The 17,607-nt window shown below is 35.4% G+C and carries 18 protein-coding genes and 1 riboswitch; of the genes, 1 reads left to right on the top strand and 17 read right to left on the bottom strand.

What is annotated here, in order from left to right; genetic code table 11:
• Positions 1–196 precede the first annotated feature (196 nt).
• The 16 genes from radC to GH741_RS09705 form a co-directional block, all read right to left on the bottom strand.
• Complete coding sequence (radC, locus tag GH741_RS09780) at positions 197–886, bottom strand: RadC family protein (RefSeq protein ID WP_153736618.1); 690 nt, start codon at positions 884–886, stop codon at positions 197–199.
• A gap of 3 nt (positions 887–889) precedes the next feature.
• On the bottom strand, positions 890–1,489 hold the full coding sequence (locus GH741_RS09775; protein ID WP_338079336.1) for a Maf family protein: 600 nt from the start codon (positions 1,487–1,489) through the stop codon (positions 890–892).
• 184 nt (positions 1,490–1,673) lie between these two features.
• Complete coding sequence (locus tag GH741_RS09770) at positions 1,674–2,642, bottom strand: hypothetical protein (protein WP_153736616.1); 969 nt, start codon at positions 2,640–2,642, stop codon at positions 1,674–1,676.
• 174 nt (positions 2,643–2,816) lie between these two features.
• Entirely contained in the window at positions 2,817–3,455 is a 639-nt protein-coding gene (locus GH741_RS09765; protein ID WP_153736615.1) for a hypothetical protein, read from the bottom strand.
• Positions 3,452–3,985, bottom strand: coding sequence for a PilN domain-containing protein (locus tag GH741_RS09760; protein ID WP_153736614.1), 534 nt, complete (start codon positions 3,983–3,985; stop codon positions 3,452–3,454). The genes GH741_RS09765 and GH741_RS09760 overlap by 4 nt, the downstream gene beginning before the upstream one ends.
• A gap of 18 nt (positions 3,986–4,003) precedes the next feature.
• Entirely contained in the window at positions 4,004–4,969 is a 966-nt protein-coding gene (gene pilM / locus GH741_RS09755; RefSeq protein ID WP_153736613.1) for a type IV pilus biogenesis protein PilM, read from the bottom strand.
• A 15-nt stretch (positions 4,970–4,984) separates the two neighbouring features.
• Positions 4,985–5,740 (bottom strand): prepilin peptidase, encoded by a 756-nt coding sequence (locus GH741_RS09750; protein WP_153736612.1) that lies wholly within the window; start codon positions 5,738–5,740, stop codon positions 4,985–4,987.
• Positions 5,741–5,833: 93 nt separating this feature from the next.
• Positions 5,834–6,181 (bottom strand): competence type IV pilus major pilin ComGC, encoded by a 348-nt coding sequence (locus GH741_RS09745; protein ID WP_153736611.1) that lies wholly within the window; start codon positions 6,179–6,181, stop codon positions 5,834–5,836.
• 65 nt (positions 6,182–6,246) lie between these two features.
• Positions 6,247–6,330, bottom strand: a riboswitch (cyclic di-GMP riboswitch).
• Positions 6,331–6,443: 113 nt separating this feature from the next.
• Positions 6,444–7,646, bottom strand: a complete 1,203-nt coding sequence (locus GH741_RS09740) for a type II secretion system F family protein (RefSeq protein WP_153736610.1) — start codon at positions 7,644–7,646, stop codon at positions 6,444–6,446.
• A gap of 4 nt (positions 7,647–7,650) precedes the next feature.
• Complete coding sequence (locus GH741_RS09735) at positions 7,651–8,685, bottom strand: type IV pilus twitching motility protein PilT (protein WP_153736609.1); 1,035 nt, start codon at positions 8,683–8,685, stop codon at positions 7,651–7,653.
• A 12-nt stretch (positions 8,686–8,697) separates the two neighbouring features.
• Positions 8,698–10,332, bottom strand: a complete 1,635-nt coding sequence (locus GH741_RS09730; protein WP_153736608.1) for a GspE/PulE family protein — start codon at positions 10,330–10,332, stop codon at positions 8,698–8,700.
• 32 nt (positions 10,333–10,364) lie between these two features.
• Positions 10,365–11,810 (bottom strand): DUF7305 domain-containing protein, encoded by a 1,446-nt coding sequence (locus GH741_RS09725; protein WP_153736607.1) that lies wholly within the window; start codon positions 11,808–11,810, stop codon positions 10,365–10,367.
• A 9-nt stretch (positions 11,811–11,819) separates the two neighbouring features.
• A complete protein-coding gene (locus tag GH741_RS09720) occupies positions 11,820–12,266 on the bottom strand; it encodes a type II secretion system protein (RefSeq protein WP_153736606.1) in 447 nt (148 codons plus the stop codon).
• A 10-nt stretch (positions 12,267–12,276) separates the two neighbouring features.
• Positions 12,277–12,699: a type IV pilus modification PilV family protein gene (locus tag GH741_RS09715; RefSeq protein WP_153736605.1), complete on the bottom strand. Its 423-nt coding sequence runs from the start codon at positions 12,697–12,699 to the stop codon at positions 12,277–12,279.
• 223 nt (positions 12,700–12,922) lie between these two features.
• Positions 12,923–14,647, bottom strand: a complete 1,725-nt coding sequence (locus GH741_RS09710; RefSeq protein ID WP_170287599.1) for a sensor domain-containing diguanylate cyclase — start codon at positions 14,645–14,647, stop codon at positions 12,923–12,925.
• Positions 14,648–14,788: 141 nt separating this feature from the next.
• Positions 14,789–16,081 carry a bifunctional folylpolyglutamate synthase/dihydrofolate synthase gene (locus GH741_RS09705; protein ID WP_153736603.1) on the bottom strand — a complete coding sequence of 431 codons (1,293 nt, stop codon included), beginning with the start codon at positions 16,079–16,081 and terminating at the stop codon, positions 14,789–14,791.
• Between the two features lie 99 nt (positions 16,082–16,180).
• Between GH741_RS09705 and GH741_RS09700 the strand changes: the two genes are divergently transcribed.
• Positions 16,181–17,074 carry an ATP-grasp domain-containing protein gene (locus GH741_RS09700; RefSeq protein ID WP_153736602.1) on the top strand — a complete coding sequence of 298 codons (894 nt, stop codon included), beginning with the start codon at positions 16,181–16,183 and terminating at the stop codon, positions 17,072–17,074.
• Here the strand turns inward: GH741_RS09700 and GH741_RS09695 are convergent, their stop codons facing one another.
• The gene (locus GH741_RS09695; protein ID WP_153736601.1) at positions 17,075–17,524 is read right to left on the bottom strand and encodes a hypothetical protein; all 450 of its coding nucleotides are present in this window, start codon (positions 17,522–17,524) and stop codon (positions 17,075–17,077) included.
• Positions 17,525–17,607: the final 83 nt, after the last annotated feature.

Genomic DNA, 17,607 nt, shown 5'->3' with positions numbered 1-17,607 from the left:
TAGATTATATGTACGTTTTACTATATCGAAGCCATTCATAACAAGCAATAAATCCCACAGGATTACTACTTCCTTGAATGATTGGAATTACGATTATTATCATAATGTCAAGAAGCGCCAATTACAAGAGCATTCCTGTAATGGCGCTGAAACATTCTGATTTAATTATACGAGAAAAACAAAAAAATAGATAGTATTATAAGTATCCTTTTTCTTTTAGTGAAACGAATTTATGATCACCTATAACTAAATGATCTAAAAGTTCAATTCCTATTATTTTACCGCACTCAGATAAGCGTTTCGTGACGTGGATATCTTCTTGAGAGGGAGAGGGATCTCCTGAAGGGTGATTGTGTGCACAAATAATGGAGGCTGCAGACCGTTTAACTGCTTCTCGAAATACTTCTCTAGGGTGAACAATCGAGGCGTTCAAACTACCAATAAATATAGTTTGTCTGTGAACGATTTGATTCTTTGTATTAAGGAACAAACATACAAAGTGTTCTTGTTTTAAATTTCTCATCTCTTCCATTACATAATCTGCCCCATCTTCGGGACTCCTTATCACATACCTTTCTTGAGGTTTGTATTTATGCATTCGTTTACCTAATTCAATTGCAGCTAAAATTAATACACCTTTAACTGTTCCTATTCCCTTGATGGCAGTTAATTCTTCAATAGTTGAATCACGAAGTAAATTTAACCCTTCAAAATGCATTAATATTCTCTGAGACAAAAGGCTAACTGATTCTTCTTTAGACCCCGTACCAAGTATAATGGATAAGAGTTCCTGATTAGACAAATTACTAGCCCCATGTTCCAAAAGCCGTTCCCGGGGACGGTCTTGTCTGGGTATATCTTTCATTGTCATACTATCTTTTGCCATTTGTCATTTTTCCTCCTCAGATACCTTTTCCTTAGGGAAGGAGGGGTAAATTGAAAACTCTTTAAGTTGTCTGAGTACAAGTGATAATGGTAGTCCCACAACATTATAATAATCACCACGTATTTCCCTAACCAAGAAAGCACCAATTGATTGGATACCATATCCACCTGCTTTATCTTTCCATTCACCTGAATCAACATAGTCTTTTAAATCCACATTAGACATGTCCCAGAATTCAACTTCTGTTGCAACTGAGAATAGACTTGCTTGGCTCTTCGAACGAATCATCACACCAGTATAAACAACATGTGTATTCCCATTTAGATTGCTTAACATAGTAAGTGCTTCTTTAGCATTAGTTGGTTTAGTTAGAATCTGGTCTTTATAACTTACAACTGTATCCGCACTTAGAACCACTTGCCCTTCTTGAAGAGAAATATTTTCTCCTTTCAAACGAGCTAGCTCCTCAACTAATTTCTTTGGATCAGAATTTGTTATTTTGGATTCATCTAACCCAGTAATCCTTACTGAATAAGAAATCCCCATCTGTTTTAATAACTCTTGTCGTCGTGGTGATCCAGATGCTAGCACTAACTCATTCACAATAATCAATCCTTCCCTAGATCTTGTCCTTATTGTATCTACCTTTGTAAGTTTTAACAAACATACAAAAAACTAAAACTCTATGCTAATGGCTATCGACTTTTGTATTTACTATTAGTACTTTTTGTAAATTAGAAATGGGTATAGCAATCAAAAATAAAAAGCAGGATAATATCCTACTTTATTATTTCCCTATATTAAAGTAATGTTTCCATAAAGTTAATAAATCAACTTGTAATTGAAGACTTTCTTTTTCCTGGCTAAGGCTTTCTACAAATTGCTGACCTGATTGATAAAGGGCTGCAACTTGCTCGGAACTTTGTTCAGGGTAATTAGATAACCATTGTTCCCAGTCTTGTCTGCTACCACCTAAGCTATCGCTACTTGGTGCTGTTAAAGCATCTTTCCATAATTCTGCAAACCCCTGGATCCACTCTTTTTCATCGCTAGCAACTTCTACCGTCATCTCTTCTGTGGACCATGGCTTACCTGAATAGGGTTCTAACCCTTGATCAATCATCAATGATTCTGACTCATCTGTACCATCCTTCGTTCCACTAAGCCCTGCAAATACATGGAATTGTCCATCACGTTCCCATGTCATCGTTGGGTACCCAACAGCCTGATAATTTTGTTGCCATTCTTCCGCCTTTTCTTGTGTTGAGAAAACACCAGCTTGAATGACAAAGGCGTTTAAACTTTCAATTGTTAGCGATTCATTTCCCGCAGAACTTGGCGGAGAAACTACGGTTCCATTTTCATTAGTATTGGTATTTCCAGGAGGCATAGTCTGAATAGTATTCGCTTGATCCACACCATTACTGTCAATGCCTGCAAACATCCGTAGCATGATGAACCCTAACGTTACTCCGACTAGAATGGCTGAAATAGCAGCCAACAAAAACATTTTAAACATTGGTGGAACTGACCGTTTATTGGTTTTTTTTAATTGGTACCAATCATCTTCTGGATCATCATTGGTTCGACTTGCTTTTTCAAATTCTATTAAATCGTCTGGGTTGAAATCTTTGTCTGCTGCTGCAGCTGCTTGTTCTCGGTGGGAAGACGACCATGGATTATCATCATTACTATTTGTTTTTATCGATGTCTCTTTTCCGTTCATTCGGACTGAAATTGGTTTACGCTTGTCCACATGATTCCCTCGCTTCTAGTAGAGTTTGTTACACTCTATCACACTAGTATTGAAAAGTAAGACGAGTTTTGTCATAAGCAATAAACAACATTTCTACAAAAAAAACGGACGAACAAGAATATTTGTTTAATAGGGGATACTATTACAAAAATCGCACAAAAAAACAACACTCTTTCACTCTGGGAAAGGTGTTGTTTTTTCTGCTGATGGTTGAAAATCATAGGTTGGTGCTTCAACTTGTAAATTCAAAAGGGAAGGACTGTAAAAGGTAGACAATGTAACAGAAAAATCCAAATTCCCTTCTCCTGCCGCTCCAAATATTAGCTGATCAATGTTAAGCAAACGATCCGTATCTGTTAATTGTTGTAAAAAACTGTACATTTCTTGATAATTTGCAACTGAAACCTGCAATTGATAATTAATGGTAGTAAGTCCTGCTAGACTAGTTAACAGTTGATCCGTATTTTCTGTATTTTCGACATTTCCCACTGCTGCTTCGGTTATCGATATCTCTGTAATGACACTATTAGAATTAGAAGCTATATCGTTTAACGTAATTAATAGTCGATCATTGTCTTTGGCAACTGGTAACTTTCGTTGTGATTCTGTTGAAAGACTAGAATCACCAGCTTCCTCTTGAGGAGATGTATTTGCTAATGTGTTCTCCTGAATAGTCAGTAGTTCACTTGAGTCCTCAATTTGATTTGTTACCGGTATGACGTAATGATAATAACCTGCAAAGTAAACGGAAATAGCCGCGAGAATAGAAAGGATAAGAATGATAATATGAATACGACTCCATTTTGCGATCATCGGTTTACCTCCTCTTTCCATGCATCTTGATTGATCTGCAATTGAAAGGAAGCAATATAATTATCAGGTTCATTCCTAGAAACAGTTGATAAGATTATATTTTCGATAAAACTTTGCTGTTCAAGGAGATTACTGTAAGCTGCTACCTGATCTATATCGTCGGTACGGATGTCTATCATTAAACCGCTATCAATCGAAAAGGAGTAGTTGCTAAAATAGGTGTTTTCAGGTAACAAACCTACAAGGCTGTCTAATAAGGGGAGTGTCGGAAATATTTCTGCTTCTACACTAGTTATTTGTTGCTCTAGCGTAGTCCTTTGTTCATGCAAATTTAGTAAACTAGTCAATTCCTCTTGTTTGGCTAAATTATTGTCTAATTGTTGTTGGATTGATTGCAACTGTTGTTGCTGGGTTGTATGTTGCCAAGATAAGAGATAGACAGATGCAGCAAGCAAAAGGGTAAACACAGCTGCAATGATAAAAGGAACAATATTAATTTTCTTTTTCTCAATAAAATTTATTTCTACCATCCAAATGTCCCCCTTTGCTTACTTGTTTTTTGATTTAACAGCCAATCCAATCGCATCAGCATATTTAGCTGGATGTTTTAATTTGTCTTCCATTTTTTTCATTGAATCTATCGTGACGATAAAACGGTCCTTGAGTAAAAGTTCAATCTGCTCAAGGTTTGGAAAGTCTCCCGTAAGCAGTATTTTTGAAATTTCCTCATTTCCGTCCATCACTGAATACTGATAGAACTCCATAAAACGATCAATTGTAACTAATTGATCTTCAATCAATTGACTTATTTCTTCATCATCACCGGTCCATAATAGATCATTGTCAGCCGTACTCCAGGACCATGAATTTCGATCTAGTGTTGATTTAATGTACCTAGTGAAAACCGGCTTGTTTTGATTAAAGGCTGTAAGAACAGATGCGTCCTTACCCCATTGAACAAGAAGAAGATGTTCATTGTCCTCTGGTAAATCTAACTGATAATAGAGACGGTAAATGGACAAAGATGATAAATCGGCGACTTTTGGCTTTAATCCACTTTTTTGGAATATCTGTAAAAATTCATTTACTCTTTGCTTTGGATACGCAAATAAAAGAATTTTCGCTTGGTCTTTTTCTTCGCCAATAATTACAAAATCAATGATTGGATCTATAAAAGGCAATCGAATACTTTCTTCGAGCTCCATATTAATGTAGCTTTTTATCTCTTCCTTTGTTAATCCTTTTGGAACTAACTGTTCTCGAATTGTAACTGAAGAATCTGGAACACAAAAAGACAATGGAAGGTTATTCCATTTTTTGTTCTTAACTAACTGTTCTAACACGACCTGAAGCGATTTATCGTTAATCAGCTTGCCATCCTCTAATAAACCTGGCTCCAATATAATCTCTCCAGAGTCCACAATACTCTCTATCGTTGAGTTAGTAGAGACAATATAGCGAAGAAGTCGATCTTTTATAATGAGATTTACCTGTTTTTTAAATTTAAATACCATGCTGTCACCTACTTTTTATAAGAAAGTTGTTAAGTACCATCTAATTAGAAAATCTCCATAAAAATAACTAGTGAGACTTCCCAAAACAATGAAAGGACCAAATGGAATTGGTTTCTTTCGTTCCACTACCTTCAAGGCTAATAAAGCAATACTAATAATAGAACCATACAGAGTTGATAAGAAAAAGGCTAATAGGATTTCTTTGTAACCTAAAACGATACCCAATAACGCGAACAGTTTCATATCTCCTCCACCCATACCGCCCCGACTAACAATGATGATAACTGCTAACACTCCGTAGCCAACAAGCGCTCCTAGGAAAGGAGACCACCAATGTTCCAGTGGTACGAATAGACGCATAATCACAAAGAAAGGAAAGAAAAACAACAAAATGCGGTCAGGTATTAGCATGTACTTAAGATCGGTAACTATGATAATTGCTAGCAAGGAAACAAGTAGTAATGAAGTGATAAGTTCTAACTGAAAACCAAATATATAGAAGCTATAAGCAAACATGATTGCAGTAAATAGTTCTACTAAAGGATAAATGATTGATATTTTTCGCTTACACTGCCGGCAACTACCTTGTTGAATTATGAAGGAGAAAACTGGGATGAGTTCATACCATGATAACGTATGATTACAATGAGGGCAGTACGAGCGTTGTGACTGGAATAACTTTTTTTCTGGAACACGCAACCCTACCACATTAAAAAAAGAACCAAAGACTAATCCTATGATAAAGAAATATGAGAGGTAAAATAATTGCATTGGCATTTTCTCCTATATATGTATAGAGACCCCTCGGTGAGGGATCTCTTTAATTTAAAATTATTCTGGTGTTGAGCAGGATTTAGAATATCATCATGATCCTGGAATTGGAACATCAGTTGTGAAAGTACCAGAACTATATGTTACTTTTTTATCATAAAGCTTTGTAATAGAATCGTCATCTTCAAGATATCCATCATCGACCAACTCTTTAACAGTTATAGAAGCCTCAAACTCACCAGCAGCATAAGCTAATTTTCCAGCTTGAATTATCATATCCCGCTCAGCCAAAGTTGCATCTTCTCTAGAATTATCAATAATGTTCCCAATAGCAGGAACAGCAATCGCAACAATAATCCCCAATATAACAATAACTGCTAGTAATTCAACAAGTGTGAAACCTTTAGCATTATTTAACTTCTTAAACATCTTTTTCATCATTAAAATTTCTCCCCTTTTTTAAAATAATAAAACAAAAAATGACTACCAACATGACCGCGGTTCTTCATGATGCCAGTCGGTTGCACTAATAGCTCCTGACCATCCAAGTGCCCATATATAGATGGTCAATCATAGCATCCTGATTATCTATGTCTGATTTTGTTCTCTCAATGTTCTCTCATTCAGTTATAACTATGTCCATTATACTATAACTGAGTACGATGTCTATAACCTTTCTACTAATATCGATTGTAACTTTTTGTTAAATGTTTTCGAATAAAGAGAACATCGGAATGACAATTGCCATCACAATCGCACCTACTATTGATGCTAGAAAAACAATCATAATTGGTTCTATTAAAGACTTCAGTTTATCAGATGCTTCATCTAGCTCTTGTTCATAAAAATCCGCTACTTTCTTCAGCATCGCATCCAGTGAACCTGTTTTTTCACCAACTGCAATCATTTGTGTAACCAGTTTAGGGAATACCCAATGCTGCTTCATCGGACTGGCCATGGATTCCCCTTCTTCTAAGGCTGAGTGACTTTTTCTCAATACATCTTTTATTACACGATTTTGGATTACTCGTTCAGTAATTTCAACAGCCTGGAGTATTGGTACAGAACTATTAAGGAGTGAGCTTAATGTCTGAGTTAACCTTGCTAATAATGATTTTTGAATAAAGCTACCAAATACAGGAATTCTAAGCTTGGCCATATCAAACGTATAAGCGAATCCAGGTTTCTGTTGCAAGTACTTATAAAGAACTCCTAGTAGAACGACAACTAGAAAGATACCCCACCAGAAAGCTTGGACTATTTCACTAATTTGTACAACAAATGCCGTGTATGCAGGAATTTCTTGGTCGAATGAAATAAACATATCAGTAAATATTGGAACGATGAAAGCTAGCAAAAAGATTGTGATAAAAATAGCTATGATGCCAACAACGATAGGATAAGTTAGCGCTGTAATAATCTTTTGTTTTAATTGATATTGTTTTTCATAATAACCAGCCATGTTTTCCAAGATTCCATCTAGGTTACCACTAACCTCGCCAGCATGAATCATACTAATAAGTAATTCTGGGAAAAGCTTAGGAAACTCAGCTAGTGCTTCTGATAAAGCTATCCCTTCTTCTAAAGAATCCTGCACTTTGGCTAATGCTTGCTTTAATAATTTATTAGACGTTTGGTCCTCCAATATACTAGTTGCTTCAACTAGTGTAATTCCAGCATTTATCAAGGTTGCAAACTGTCTCAAAAAAATGACAAAATCACGATTTGAAATCGCTTTACCAATATGAATATCCTTATACAATATCGGATTAAGCTCTTGAATATCAAAGACAGTAACCCCATCTTGTTTAAGTAGTATTACTGCTTCATTTTTAGTTTCAGCACTAACCTTCCCTTTTTTTGCTTTACCTAGGCTAGTTCTTCCTTTATAACGAAAGTACCCCATCTACTCACCCTCTTTCCTTTAGATAAGGGAGAGCTTGTTCTTCGGAAATTTTGCCTTGGCTTACCAGCTTTTTAATTTCCATTATCATCATGTGCATCCCCTGATCACGAGATGTTTGCATTGTATTTGGAATTTGATGCATTTTCTCACTTCGAATTAGGTTCTTAACAGCCGGTGTGTTAATTAAAATCTCTGTGGCCGCAATTCTTCCTTGTTTGTTAGACGTTTGAAATAAACGTTGAGAAACGATTGCTTCTAATACGTTGGCTAATTGTACCCTAATTTGTCCTTTTTGATCAGAAGGAAAGACATCAATGATTCGGTCCATTGTTGCTGATGCACTGGTTGTATGCAAAGTGCCTAGTACGAGATGTCCAGTTTCTGCGGCTGTGATTGCTGTTGAAATAGTTTCCAAGTCTCTCATCTCACCGACTAAAATAACATCCGGATCTTGTCGTAAACAAGCACGTAATCCATTTTGGAAATTGCCGGTATCAAAACCTACTTCACGTTGATCAATAATACATTTACGATGGGAATGTAAATACTCAATTGGGTCCTCCAACGTAATAATATGCTTGTTCATTGTCTTATTCATAAAGTCAATCATTGCCGCAAGCGTAGTACTTTTACCACTACCAGTTGGTCCAGTTACTAATACCAACCCTTGCGTTTTTGCAGCAATTTCTTTTAATACTTCAGGTAAATTCAATTCATCTAGACTTGGAATACTAGTTGGAACTACCCTAATGGCAAGAGAGATACAGTTACGTTGATAAAAAATGTTCATCCTAAACCGTGAAACACCAGTTACGCCATGGGACAAATCTAATTCTCGTTTTTCATTAAACTGATTCCACATCTTCTCCGTCAATAAACCTTTTGCCATTTCTTCTGTATCAGACGGTTCTAATTTTTCCTCTCCATATTTCACTAAGTCTCCATGGATACGAAAAACTGGAGGAGCGCCTACAGTTAGATGGATGTCAGATGCATTTCGTTCAAATGCTACTCGTAATAATGACTCCAATCGATTCATATCATTCCCCTCCTAGTCTTCCGTTGCTACTCGTAGTACTTCTTCTATCGTTGTATAACCTTTTTTTACCTTAATTAGTCCGTCATCAACTAAAAATTTCATGCCATTTTCCTGAATGTATTTCTTAATGTCAGTAATAGTACTATTATTCATCATCATATGACGGATCGAATCATTAATAATTAGCAATTCATGAATAGCCATTCGCCCTTTATAGCCAGTGCCTTTACAGCTATTACACCCTTGTCCTTCAGTTACCTCGTTAATTTCAATCCCACGTTTTCTGAACAGAACCTTTTCCATTTCACTGGCCTGACGAGTCATTTTACAATCCTTACATACTTTTTTAACTAATCGTTGGGCCATAATCGCCGACAATGAGGAAACTACTAAATAAGGTTCAATATCCATGTCAAATAATCTTGGAATTGCAGCTACTGCACTATTCGTGTGGAGAGTACTAAAGACCATGTGTCCAGTTAATGCAGAACGAATAGCAATTTCAGCGGTCTCTCTATCACGTATTTCCCCCACCATGATAATATTCGGATCTTGTCTCAAGATTGAACGTAACCCTGTAGCAAAATTAAGACCTACTCCACTATTAACCTGAACTTGATTAATACCATCTAGTTGGTATTCTACCGGATCTTCAATGGTAATAATATTTACGTCTTCCCGATTCAATTTATTAATGGAAGCATAAAGTGTTGATGTTTTCCCAGAACCTGTTGGTCCAGTTAACAATATAAGACCAGATGGTTGTGATATTGCTTTTTCATACTTTTCTAGATTGATTTCACTAAAGTTTAAATCTGTTAACTTCTTAAATATATTACTTAGGTCCAGTATTCGAATTACAATCTTCTCACCAAACACGGTTGGTAGCGTAGAGATACGTAAGTCAATTGGTTTATTATCTAATACAAGCCTGACCCTACCATCCTGAGGTAATCTCGTTTCTGTTATATTTAAATTAGAAAGGATTTTAGTTCTAGCAATCAGAGAATTTTGTAGTCTTTTCGGTACATTTCTCTCCGTACGTAACACTCCATCAATACGGTACCTTACCGCGAGTTTGACTTCATATGGATCGATATGAATATCACTTGCTTTTAAATGAACTCCTGTTTGCAAAATCTGATCCATAATCTTAATTGCCGGTGCATCATCATCCATATCATCCGGTTCGTCTTCGAAATCATTTCCACCTAGATCATAATATTTATTTATTGCTTGTAAAATATCATCTTTTGATGCTATAACAGGCTTAATTTCAAACCCTGTTGAAAGCTCCAAATCATCGATTGCAAAGTAATCCATTGGGTCATTCATCGCAACAGTAATAGTATTTTCTTTCTGTGATAAAGGAATTAAAAGATATTTTCTTGCTACATCCTTTGGCACAAGAGTTATTAAGTTTTTATCTAACGGGTAGTTGTATAATGAAACACTATTAATCCGCAGATGAATTTCTAACACTTCTAACAACTGTTGTTCTGTTATAAAACCTTGCTCAAGAAGAGCATCCCCGAGCTTCTGCCCGTCCTTCTTTTGTTCAAGAGCATCAACAATTTGTGTTTCTGTTAAAATTCCCGCCTCTTTTAGTACGTCACCAAGCTTTTTCTTTCTATTTCCTATAGCCATAGAACCCCCCTCTTCAAAGTAATATAGATAACTTATTTTTCTTTAATAGTGCCTATTTGGAGCAAATTTTCTGGTGAATCTCCACTCGTATTAGAACCAAATGGAATATCTATTGTGTCAGGCTCACTGAATTTCAAATTAGTGCCACCAACAGCAGATAGTGAGTGAGATATAATCGCACCTTCCACTTCACCGCCGCCCTTTAATTGAACATCTGCATTTGGAGCAAAGAATAAAGTTGGGATATACGTACTTCCACTTATTTCCAAGTTGTTACCACCTGTTAAGATGTGACCTAAGAATCCTGAGCCACCTGTTATATTTATGTCAGCACTTTCCGCGAATAATGAACCATAAATTTTTTGACTTCCCGCTAACTTTACTTCATCAGTACCACTGTAATAAATATTTAGTTTTCCAATGTCCCCATTGTCATTTATTGTACCCCCGCCTCCCATCGAAATCGAGTTAAGGACATATATGGTCAGCTTACCTGAACCTTCAATATTTAAGTTGCCCTGTTGGATGTACAAGTCATCTACTACAATGGTTTTATCAGAATTATTGGTATTTATAGTTAATACTTTATCATTCTTAATTTCTATTTCAGTAAAGGATGTATTATCCGTTAAATTCAGCACATAGCCATTAGTTGTTTTCTGATTTACTCTTAATGCACCATTTTCTATTACATTGTACCCATCTACTTGTGAATCTGGATAGACAGGAAAAGTAGGAATATTAGGAAATGGTGGTAGTTTCAAAGGTGTTGGTGGTTTAGCTGACACTGAAACATCAACATCACTACCATTATCCAGCGCAATATCGAGGGCAGGCTCCGGTACATAAACTACACCATTTATAATAGAGGCACCACCTTTTAATTCAATTGAATTGGCTTCCGATGAATTTGTACCTATATTTCCGTCTATTGTTGCACCGCCAGTTAAACTAATGGTCGTATTTGTATAGGCAGCCATATTCTGTGGAATATTTAGCCCCCCTTTAGGTTGCCAATCAACAGTAAACATCCGTTCTACTGTTCGTGTTCGCTTACCAATAGTGCCTAAGGAGATAATTTTATATTTTCTCGGATTACCGACAGTTTCTATTTCCACATTGACAGAAGCCTGTGGTTGATCACCAAAATGAGGTTCGAACTTATCATTTAAAACGGAACCTAACATCTCATTCTCTAGCTGATTATAAAAAGCAGCTTCATTAGATGTTTCATCATAAACACCAGCTACCTTGCTCTTAATTTCACTTAACCGTTCCGTTGCTCCCGCTTCAGCAATATAGTAAGTTGACTGATGGTCCCTGTCAACAGAACTTAGGTTTGCATTACTTACAGCAGTTCCTAATAATCCCAATCCCAAAACAGACAGTACCATCAAGACCATCAGTACCATCACCAGAGTAACTCCACGTTCGTTATTCAACAAAATCTGGACTCTTCGCCAAAGGTTTCTCTTCATTTTCCACACCTACTCCCTCATGTAAATTACAGTAGTCAAAGTTGAGGTGTTTCCTTGCTGATCAGGTGAACTAGTAATAGTTATATTAATTTCATTAGTGTTTTCATCACTACCACTCTTTACTGAAAATCCTTCTATACCAGTAATTATTGGTTTCCCGTTTTTTCTAATCTCAGAATTAACTAGTTGATAATTAATTGAATTTTCTCCCGTACCAACTGTTAAAACATTTTCGTTCACAGTTACTTCTGTTTTACCTACGCTTCTGATTTCTTTAGTTATTGTGTTTATCGCTACCCTTACGTTAGACTGGTTTTTAATCTGTTCCGTTTGGCTAGAGAACTGTTTTTGACCAAATATATGGACCGAACCAATTAGCACAATCACCATCGACATGATCGCTAGTGTTGCAACTAGTTCTACTAAAGTGATGCCTTTTTCATTATTTATCAACATATCCACCCTCTTATTCTTTCCAACTATAAATAGTTTCCATTTGGGCTTCTAACTTACTCAAGGAGTTGTCTTCGTATACTTTTACTAGGACATTACCTATGTCATTATCAGGATCAGGTTGGAACAACTGAATTTCGACATAATATCCTTCAACGTCTTTATAAAGGGTATAATCTTCACACGTTTCAGCTGCTAGGGTTGAAACAGCAGAACAGTACCCGTCAGAAGTATTGCTAAGATTATATATCTTTTCCATTTCAGTTTGAGCTATATATGTTGCATCCGTTATATCCTGGGAGATTTGATTGGTTCGGGCTGATTGTATGAAGAGTGCTAAAAATGAAACAATAATGATGGATAATATAGTAATTGAGGCCATTACTTCTACCAATGTTAAACCTTTAGAATTATATAACCACTTTAATTCCTTCATTACTCACCATCCTTCTTTTTTCAGCCTTTATAACATTGTCTATATTTGTCTAATCTTAGTATAGATTCATTTATAGGTTATGTAAATCGAATAAGGATAATATTCTAGATGGTGTTCGAATTTATAAATAACTATTTCAAAAAAAATAAACAACCTTAAGGATTCTGAACAAGGTTGTCTTTAGTATTTGGAAAAGCTATTAAATAATTAGAATTTCAGGAAGTTATCTACTATACAATGCTACTTTATTTCTTCCCTTTTGTTTTGCACCTAAATACATGGCCCGATCTGCATGACGAATCAGTTCTAACGGCTCATCACAGTCTTCTGGGCATGTTGCAATCCCAATACTAGCCGTAACTTGGACTTTAATTGGTTCTTTATTTTCCAATATATGATTAGATAATGCGAACATTTTTTCTGCTATTTCTTTTCTTAGATCTTCTGCAATCATCTGGCATTCGGCTTTAGAAGTATCTGGAAGAAACACTACAAATTCTTCTCCTCCGTAACGAGCAACGGTTCCTTGATTTCCTATTTTACTAGTTAAACGTGAAGCCAAGGCCGTTAAAATTTCATTTCCACTTTCATGACCATATGTGTCATTCACTTCTTTAAAATGATCCAAATCCAACAATATTAAGGACATATCTTCCTGAGGATATAATTGTTTTTTTTCCTCGGTAAAATAATCCTCTAAGTAGTCTTGGAAATAGCGGAAATTAAATAACCTTGTTAAAGGATCCCGTTCACTTTTTCGTTTTGTTTCCTCATAGTTCCGTGCATTCTCTAGTGCAACAGCAAGATAATTTGTCAATATATTTAAAATCATAAATTGGTGCTTTTCAAATGCCCTCTTCTTCTTTGACAACAGTGTAATTACCGCTGTAACTTTGTTATTTCGTTCAACAGGTAAAGAAACAACACTCTGACCTAATAACGGGAGGTCTACATCTTCAATATGTCCCCATTGCCGTCTATTTTGATAATGGATGCTTTTGTTATGTCCCCATACATTACCACTGATTGCTTCGAATTTAGCTAAACGATCTTTAGTCGGAAAATCTAATAGCTTCTCCTTATCACAAAATCTTGAAAGTCTCAGTGTTTCTTCATCGGTTACTTCGTAGACGAAAGTATAGTCAATTGGAAGTAATTCAGTTACTCGTTCAATAAATAAATCAATTACCTCATTAACCTCCATTTGGACTGTAAGCTCATGGCCTATTTCACTTGTTTTTTGTAAGTAATAATTAATATTTCTACTAGAATAATAGAGCATTAGAATGAAGGATATACTGATAAACGGCAGACCGACAAAGTAAATGGCCGAAACACCGAAATCCCTGTACATGAGATACAAAATGAATCCAACTGGTAAGACGAATAACGTCGTAATAAATTCCCATGCGAATCCTTTATCTATTAGTTTTCTATCCAAATTATAAATCGCCTTATGAAAACCGAATAAGAGAACTTGATTCGATACAAATACAGTAACTATATAACCTATCACTGCAATTGCATCATTTATTGAAGTAAAATAGATTGATCCATTTACACCACCAAGAAGTTTATATACTGAAGCTGATAGGATAGAGATAATTAAGAACATTAACATATTTAAAGGTATTCGAAAAAGCTCAGTCCGTTCTATTCTAAGTTTTACCAGTAGAGTAAGAATAGCTAATTGAGTTATTAGAACCTCTATAAATAAACCATAATATAAAAATACCGCAAAGCTAATTCCGTGAACGAAAAAGATAGGAGTATTATTAACCAATAATGGGAAGAAGGCAACAATACATGCTAAAATGGCAAAAGATAAAATATCAATTGTTTGACCTTCAAAACTCGGTGTCCATAGCACATAAATTAACGTTAGAGATATAGGCCAAATAAATATCCATGCTATCCAGAGAGCTATTTGTTTTCTTTTTTCTACCATATTAACAACTCCCATAGTTTTCATAGCTTACTTAGTTTTTAGAAAAAGTTAGATTCGTCATGTGACCAACCTCACATGGAATGATAATTAAAGGACTAAATACCTATACGTTTCAAAAAGCATAGTACAAACATACCATAATTATTCTAAATACTCAAAATATTTACGAATTAATTTAATAAAATGTAGTGATCCCGTAACGAATAACATTTTTTGACTAGACTCCTTCGATAAAAAGGAAGATACTGCGTTCTCCCAGTCCAGATCTAGTTCTTTCTTTTTACTATTGGATATCCCGAACAATTGTGTTGCCTCAGCAGCACGACTATGGTCAAAAGTTGTGAAGGTTATTTTTTCAAAGTTACCCTCCATTTGATCAATCATTTGTTTCAGAGGCTTATCCTTAAATGCTGCAAAAATTATTTGCTTTTCCATTTCTGGATAAAGACGTTTAGTAGTGTTAAGAAAAGCCTGAACCCCTTCTTGGTTATGAGCTCCATCAATAATAACAATAGGATTTGAATAAACTTGCTCGAATCTACCTGGAATCAAGGCTATCTTTATACCCTTCTTAATAGTATCGGTACTTAGCTCATATCCTAAAGCTTGTAATTGCACTAATGCCATACAAGCGAGTGCGGCATTCTTGATTTGATGTTCACCTTTCATTGATAATTCAATAGCATCTATCTGATAATCACCTGCTACAAACGAAAATGTTTCCTGTTTTTCTTTTGATAGGTGTTTATTTGCAATAGAATACTCCCTTTGATACCGATACAATGTTGCGGCCTTACCTAATGCTTCTTTTTCAATAATTGCTAACACGTCGCTATTCATCTCACCAGAGATTATCGGTATATTTTGTTTAATAATACCTGCTTTATGGGAAGCAATATCTCTAAGCGTATCACCTAAAAAAGCAACGTGATCCATTCCCACGTTTGTTATAATAGACAATATTGGTAAGACACAATTGGTAGAGTCGTCTCTCCCACCCATACCGGCTTCGATTAGTGCTATATCAACTGTTTTCACAAAATACAATATAGCTATCACTACTGTTATCTCAAATTCAGTTGGGGGATCACCATCTTCATCTAAGGTTACAATAATTGGTATCAATCTGTTCGTGATTTTCATTAATGATGAATCTGGAATCACTTGATCATTAATCTTTATTTGATCATTGAATCTATCTATACTAGGAGAAGTAAATGAGCCTACTTTGTATCCGTTTTGTACAAGCGCTTGTTTAATAAATGTTAGAGTTGAACCTTTTCCATTCGTACCAGCGATATGTACTACTTTTAATTGTTGTTCTGGATGATCCAATTGCTCTAACATTTTGGTCATCCGTTCAAGACCCGGTTTTATACCTAAGCCATTTCTAGATTGCAGAAATCTTAATACATCCTCTATGTTTGTGTACATGCTAGAGCCTACCTTTTTATAAAAATATTTATAATGAACGTATTATATCAAGAAACAATTGTTGTTTAAAACTAGGAACCTTTGGAAAGGAAATTTACTATGGAAAAACACGGCTGGATTATTTATAATGGCCATCTACCAGGTGGGAAATTCTTGGAATTCGCTGAGTGGATGCAGGATTCCGCAACTAAACTTGATTTATCTACTAGAATCATTAAAAATAATCATTTGTTATCCCTGCTTAGCTCTGAGGGAAATAGTATAATTGAGCGTGCTAAATTTGAACGTCCTGATTTTGTTTTGTTTGGTGACAAGGATATTCATCTTGCTAAGCAATTAGAATTGATGAATATTCCGGTCTTCAATTCATCAGAAGCTATTGAGATAAGTGATAATAAAATAACTACTTATCAACGATTAGCTGAAAAGGGATTACCTATACCAAAAACTATTGTCGGCCCAAAAATTTTTGCTGGAGTAACAGACATAGACACGAGTGGATTTAATCACCTAGAGGACTATTTAAACTTTCCTATAGTTGTCAAAGAGGCCTATGGATCTTTTGGTGAACAAGTATATCTTATTAAGTCTAGGCAAGAGCTATTTCTAAAGCTTGCTAGATTAGAGGGTCGTCCTTTTGTATTACAGGAATTCATCTCATCAAGCTACGGCAAAGATATACGCTTGAATGTTGTTGGTGATCAAGTGGTTGCCTCGATGCTACGAACATCTAGTAATGATTTTCGAGCAAATGTTAGTGCAGGAGGAAAAATGGAGATATATCATCCATCCTTACAAGAAAAAGAATTAGCAATTGCTGCTACTAAAGCAATCGGTGCTGATTTCTCAGGTGTGGACTTACTTTTTGGTCCAGACGATGAACCTATCGTTTGCGAAATAAATTCTAATGCTCACATTCGTAATATTTATGAGTGTACCAAGATCAATGTGGCTAACTATATCATGGACTATATATGTTCAAAATTAAAATAGCTAGATGGAATACAAGATTGAATCGATTCTGTCTAATGTTTGGATGTAAGGTAACAAAGCAATTAATGCTGCACCGATGCCACTCTTAAATAAAGAATGACTGAATTTTTCTCCCTTATTCAGGCGATATACAAAAAGAAAAATAGATGCAAGAGCTGTAATAAAAAACAAAAACAAATAAAGTTCTTGTTCGTTCACTGTATTAACTAAATACTCCATCTTCCATGATTGCTGCTTATCAGGTGGATTGAAACCAATTATCTCTTCTTCGATTCCTATTATATTGTTGGACTTTAATGTAATAGATGCCTCTTCCTTTGAGATAATTTCATAACCTTTTGGTAAGTATTGAAATGTATATACAACCGTATAACTTGTAACTAAAGAAACTAAAATAACTAAGGTGTGCAGAAGGATACTTCTTATTTTCTTTACCGTAGATTCTTTCATTCTGTGACCCCGTTTGTAAAAATAATAATAATATTTATTTTACCATAAATTGTCATTTTTTTGTATTATGTATCCATAAAAAA

The sequence above is a fragment of the Aquibacillus halophilus genome (genome assembly GCF_009649745.1).
GTDB classification, from domain to species: domain Bacteria; phylum Bacillota; class Bacilli; order Bacillales; family Amphibacillaceae; genus Aquibacillus; species Aquibacillus halophilus.
This window is presented reverse-complemented; position numbering and strand designations above follow the sequence as displayed.

What these genes read in the sequence shown, in the direction of transcription:
- radC (WP_153736618.1), bottom strand. Translation starts at nt 886, where the DNA reads ATGGCAAAAGATAGTATGACAATGAAAGATATACCCAGACAAGACCGT.
- GH741_RS09765 (WP_153736615.1), bottom strand. Translation starts at nt 3,455, where the DNA reads ATGATCGCAAAATGGAGTCGTATTCATATTATCATTCTTATCCTTTCT.
- GH741_RS09760 (WP_153736614.1), bottom strand. Translation starts at nt 3,985, where the DNA reads ATGGTAGAAATAAATTTTATTGAGAAAAAGAAAATTAATATTGTTCCT.
- pilM (WP_153736613.1), bottom strand. Translation starts at nt 4,969, where the DNA reads ATGGTATTTAAATTTAAAAAACAGGTAAATCTCATTATAAAAGATCGA.
- GH741_RS09750 (WP_153736612.1), bottom strand. Translation starts at nt 5,740, where the DNA reads ATGCAATTATTTTACCTCTCATATTTCTTTATCATAGGATTAGTCTTT.
- GH741_RS09745 (WP_153736611.1), bottom strand. Translation starts at nt 6,181, where the DNA reads ATGATGAAAAAGATGTTTAAGAAGTTAAATAATGCTAAAGGTTTCACA.
- GH741_RS09740 (WP_153736610.1), bottom strand. Translation starts at nt 7,646, where the DNA reads ATGGGGTACTTTCGTTATAAAGGAAGAACTAGCCTAGGTAAAGCAAAA.
- GH741_RS09735 (WP_153736609.1), bottom strand. Translation starts at nt 8,685, where the DNA reads ATGAATCGATTGGAGTCATTATTACGAGTAGCATTTGAACGAAATGCA.
- GH741_RS09730 (WP_153736608.1), bottom strand. Translation starts at nt 10,332, where the DNA reads ATGGCTATAGGAAATAGAAAGAAAAAGCTTGGTGACGTACTAAAAGAG.
- GH741_RS09725 (WP_153736607.1), bottom strand. Translation starts at nt 11,810, where the DNA reads ATGAAGAGAAACCTTTGGCGAAGAGTCCAGATTTTGTTGAATAACGAA.
- GH741_RS09720 (WP_153736606.1), bottom strand. Translation starts at nt 12,266, where the DNA reads ATGTTGATAAATAATGAAAAAGGCATCACTTTAGTAGAACTAGTTGCA.
- GH741_RS09715 (WP_153736605.1), bottom strand. Translation starts at nt 12,699, where the DNA reads ATGAAGGAATTAAAGTGGTTATATAATTCTAAAGGTTTAACATTGGTA.
- GH741_RS09710 (WP_170287599.1), bottom strand. Translation starts at nt 14,647, where the DNA reads ATGGTAGAAAAAAGAAAACAAATAGCTCTCTGGATAGCATGGATATTT.
- GH741_RS09705 (WP_153736603.1), bottom strand. Translation starts at nt 16,081, where the DNA reads ATGTACACAAACATAGAGGATGTATTAAGATTTCTGCAATCTAGAAAT.
- GH741_RS09700 (WP_153736602.1), top strand. Translation starts at nt 16,181, where the DNA reads ATGGAAAAACACGGCTGGATTATTTATAATGGCCATCTACCAGGTGGG.
- GH741_RS09695 (WP_153736601.1), bottom strand. Translation starts at nt 17,524, where the DNA reads ATGAAAGAATCTACGGTAAAGAAAATAAGAAGTATCCTTCTGCACACC.